The organism is Streptomyces sp. NPDC059201, assembly GCF_042754585.1.
GTDB lineage: Bacteria > Actinomycetota > Actinomycetes > Streptomycetales > Streptomycetaceae > Streptomyces.
Genome location: NZ_JBHZBB010000026.1, coordinates 1 through 4,386, shown reverse-complemented (window position 1 = coordinate 4,386; position 4,386 = coordinate 1). Strand labels below are relative to the sequence as shown.

At 76.8% G+C, this 4,386-nt stretch carries 2 protein-coding genes; one reads left to right on the top strand and one right to left on the bottom strand.

Features of this window, described 5'->3' with window-relative positions; genetic code table 11:
* Nucleotides 1–52 precede the first annotated feature (52 nt).
* Nucleotides 53–2,974, bottom strand: a complete 2,922-nt coding sequence (locus ACFXMG_RS38825; protein WP_384119801.1) for a DEAD/DEAH box helicase — start codon at nt 2,972–2,974, stop codon at nt 53–55.
* Between the two features lie 483 nt (nt 2,975–3,457).
* On the opposite strand from ACFXMG_RS38825, the gene ACFXMG_RS38820 reads away from it, so the two are divergent.
* On the top strand, nt 3,458–4,210 hold the full coding sequence (locus ACFXMG_RS38820; RefSeq protein WP_383830994.1) for a ferritin-like fold-containing protein: 753 nt from the start codon (nt 3,458–3,460) through the stop codon (nt 4,208–4,210).
* Nucleotides 4,211–4,386 lie beyond the last annotated feature (176 nt).

Below are 4,386 nucleotides of genomic sequence, written 5' to 3'. Positions count from 1 at the left end.
GCCCCTGGTGGGGGGCCGGGCCGCCGTCATGCCCGGGTGACCGGGCTTGGTGTCACGCCTCCGGCTGGGCGGGGGCGGTCTTCCTCGGGGCGCGCTTGCGCGGAGCCTTCGGGGCCTCCTCGGCCGGGGCCTCGGCGGCGGCCTTCTTCGTGGTGCGGCGACGGGTCGTCGTCGCGGTCTGCGGCTCCGACGCGTCGGGCGCCACGGCGGCGGCCGTCTTCTTGGCGGCGGCCCGCTTGCGGGGAGCCTTGGGGGCCTCCTCGACTGCCGGGGTCTCGACTGCCGGGGTCTCGACGGCCGGGGTCTCGGTCGCCGTGGTGTCGGCGGCCGGGGTGTCGGCGGTCTTCCTCGGGGCGCGCTTGCGGGGGGCCTTGGGGGCTTCCTCGGTGGCGGGTGCCTCGGTGGCGGCCGGAGCCGTCTTCCGGGCGGCGCGCTTGCGCGGAGCCTTGGGGGCCTCCTCGGCGACCGGGGTCTCGACTGCCGGGGTCTCGGTCGCCGTGGTGTCGGCGGCCGGGGTGTCGGCGGTCTTCCTCGGGGCGCGCTTGCGGGGGGCCTTGGGGGCTTCCTCGACGGCGGGCGCTTCGGTGGCGGCCGGAGCCGTCTTCCGGGCGGCGCGCTTACGGGGAGCCTTCGGGGCCTCCTCGACGACCGGGGTCTCGGCGACCGGGGCCGGGGCGGCGGGGGCCTCGGCGACCGGGGCCGGGATGACCACGATGGCCTCGGCGGGGGCCGTGGTCGTCACGGGGCTGGACGCCTTGCGGACCGCGCGGCGGCGCGGGCGGCCGGCCGGCTCCTCGACGACCGGGGCCGCGGGGGCCTCGACGACGGCCGGAGCGGCCTCGACGACGGCACCCGGGGTGGTCGCCGGACGGGTCGCCCGGCGGCGGGCACGCGGCGGCGCGGCCACGGCCTGGGCCGGGACGGCGGCGGCCGGAGCGGCGGCCTGGACCGGGGCGGTCTGGGCCGGGCGGGACGCCGGACGGGCCTCCGCGGCCTGGGCCGGGACCGGGGCGGCGGCCTGGACCGGGGCGGACGAGCGCTTGCGCGCGGCGGCCAGCTCGGCGGCGGCGGTCTCCACGGTCTGGAAGCTCACCGAGTCCTCGGCGCGCGGCCGGACCCGCCGCTTGCGCGGCGCGAAGGCCGGGGCCGGGGCGGCGGGCGCCTCGACGAAGGACTCCGTACGCCCACCACGGCCACGGCGGCGGCGCGGAGCCGTCTCCTCGGCCGGAGCGGCGACGGGCGCGGCCTTGACGACCGGGGCGGCCTTGACGGCCGGGGCCGCGGCGACGGGCGCCGTGAAGACCGGGGCCTTGACGGCCGGAGCCTCGGCGGCGGGGGCGGTGGCGACCGGGGCCTCGGGCGTCTCGGCGACGGCCGGGGCGGTCTCCGTACGTCCACCGCGGGCGCGGCGGCGGCGCGGGGCCGCCTCCTCGGCCGGAGCGGCGACGGGCGCGGCGGCGGCGACCGGAGCCGCGGGGGCCGGCGCGGCCTCCACGGCCGGGGCGGTCTCCTCGGCGGGGGCCGGGGTCACGCCGGCGACCGGGATGCCGCCGGTCGGGCCGGTGGCGGGGCCGCGGGTGCGGCGGCGGCGCGGACGGCGCGGGCCGTCCACGGCCTCGGGGGTCTCGGCGGCCTCCGCGGCCGGGGCGCCGGTCACCACGGGGGCGTCGGCGTCCGAGCCGCCACGGGTGCGGCGGCGCTGGCGCGGGGTGCGCGTCCGGGCCGGGCGCTCCTCGGCGGGGGCCGGGGCCGCGTCACGGCCACCGCGGGCACGACGGCCGCCGGGCTCGCCCAGGTCCTCCAGCTCCTCCGCCGCGAGACCCGCGCGGGTCCGCTCGGAGCGCGGCAGGATGCCCTTGGTGCCCTCGGGGATGTCCAGCTCGGCGTAGAGGTGCGGGGAGCTGGAGTACGTCTCCACCGGGTCGGCGAAGTCCAGCTCCAGCGCCTTGTTGATCAGCTGCCAGCGCGGGATGTCGTCCCAGTCGACCAGCGTGATCGCCGTACCGGTGTTGCCCGCGCGGCCGGTGCGGCCGGTGCGGTGCAGGTAGGTCTTCTCGTCCTCGGGCGTCTGGTAGTTGATGACGTGGGTGACGCCCTCGACGTCGATGCCGCGCGCGGCGACGTCGGTGCAGACGAGGACGTCGACCTTGCCGTTGCGGAAGGCGCGCAGCGCCTGCTCGCGGGCGCCCTGGCCGAGGTCGCCGTGGACCGCGCCGGAGGCGAAGCCGCGCCGCTGGAGCTGCTCGGCGATGTCGGCCGCCGTCCGCTTCGTACGGCAGAAGATCATCGCGAGGCCGCGGCCGCGTGCCTGGAGGATGCGCGCGACCATCTCCGGCTTGTCCATGTTGTGCGCGCGGTAGACCCGCTGCGTGATGTTCGCGTGGGTCACGCCCTCGTTGTCCGGCGAGGTGGCGCGGATGTGCGTGGGGCGCGACATGTAGCGGCGGGCGAGGCCGATGACCGCGCCCGGCATGGTGGCCGAGAACAGCATGGTCTGGCGGGTCGCCGGAAGCATGTTGATGATCTTCTCGACGTCGGGCAGGAAGCCCAGGTCGAGCATCTCGTCGGCCTCGTCGAGGACGAGGGTCTTGATGTGCGACAGGTCGAGCTTGCGCTGGCCGGCCAGGTCGAGCAGGCGGCCGGGGGTGCCGACGACGACGTCGACGCCCTTCTGGAGCGCCTCGACCTGGGGCTCGTAGGCCCGGCCGCCGTAGATGGCGAGGACGCGCACGTTGCGCACCTTGCCGGCGGTGAGGAGGTCGTTGGTGACCTGCTGGCACAGCTCGCGGGTCGGCACGACGACGAGGGCCTGCGGGGCCTCGGTCAGCTGCTCGGGCTTGGCGCGGCCGGCCTCGACGTCGGCGGGGACGGTGACGCGCTCCAGGATCGGGAGGCCGAAACCGAGGGTCTTGCCCGTGCCGGTCTTGGCCTGGCCGATGACGTCGGTGCCGGTGAGGGCGACCGGGAGGGTCATCTCCTGGATGGGGAAGGGGTTGATGATGCCGACGGCTTCAAGCGCTTCGGCGGTCTCGGGAAGGATTCCGAGCTCTCGGAACGTAGTCAGGGTGCTGCCTCTTCTGTGAGACGCGGTGCGAGGCGAACGAAGGGGGTCTCATCGTGCCGGGCTCTTCCCGCGGGATCCTGGGGAAGATCACCGCCGGGTGGCACGGGACCACTGCCGCCGCTCGAGCGTCGTACCGCTGAGGGACCCTTCGGCGGGTCCGCCGGAAGGGCTGTCGGGCCGGAGCCGATCGGGCCACCGACCGGGCATCCTCATTCATGCGTCGGCCCACCGGATACGTGGGGACGTGCGAAAGCATGTCCGCATACTCAGCAGGCGCATTACCACTGTACCCCGGAATCGCGCATGTGTGTTGGGCGAAATGGGGATGAGGGCACGGTCACACTGACTGACCAGGGCCTTCGGGGTCCCCGGGGGCGGGCTATTGTGCGCTGCATGGAGACGCCTGACAACGCCATGCCCGCCGGTGACCACGAAGACGCCGACACCCCCACCGGTATCGCCGCCGAGGACTGGGCCACGGCCTCCGCGGAGCCGCAGTACCGCGCCGCCGTGATCGACCTCCTCGGCGCCCTCGCCTACGGCGAGCTGGCGGCCTTCGAGCGGCTGGCCGAGGACGCCAAGCTCGCCCCGTCCCTGGAGGACAAGGCGGAGCTGGCGAAGATGGCCTCCGCCGAGTTCCACCACTTCGAGCGGCTGCGGGACCGGCTGACCGCCGTGGACGCGGAGCCGACCGCGGCCATGGAGCCCTTCGCGAAGGCGCTCGACGACTTCCACCGCCAGACCGCCCCGTCGGACTGGCTGGAGGGCCTGGTCAAGGCGTACGTGGGCGACTCGATCGCCAGCGACTTCTACCGCGAGGTCGCGGCCCGGCTCGACTCGGACACCCGCGCGCTGGTGCTCGCGGTGCTCGACGACACGGGGCACGGCAACTTCGCCGTGGAGAAGGTCCGCGCGGCGATCGACGCCGACCCGCGGGTCGGCGGCCGGCTCGCGCTGTGGGCCCGCCGGCTGATGGGCGAGGCGCTGTCGCAGGCCCAGCGGGTGGTGGCCGAGCGGGACGCGCTCTCCACGATGCTCGTCGGCGGCGTCGCGGACGGCTTCGACCTGGCGGAGGTGGGCCGGATGTTCTCCCGGATCACCGAGGCGCACACCAAGCGGATGGCGGCCCTGGGCCTCGCCGCCTGAACTGGCGCCCCTCGCACGACGCACGGAACGGCCGCGGGGGGCGGGCGCCCAGGCGCCGGGGCCCCCGGCGATTTGACCCGCGGCGCCCGGCGGGGCGCCGGGCCCCGGGGGGGCCCGCGGCCCACCTGGCCGACGCGGGGCGCCGGGCCCCGGGGGGGCCCGCGGCCCGCCCGGCT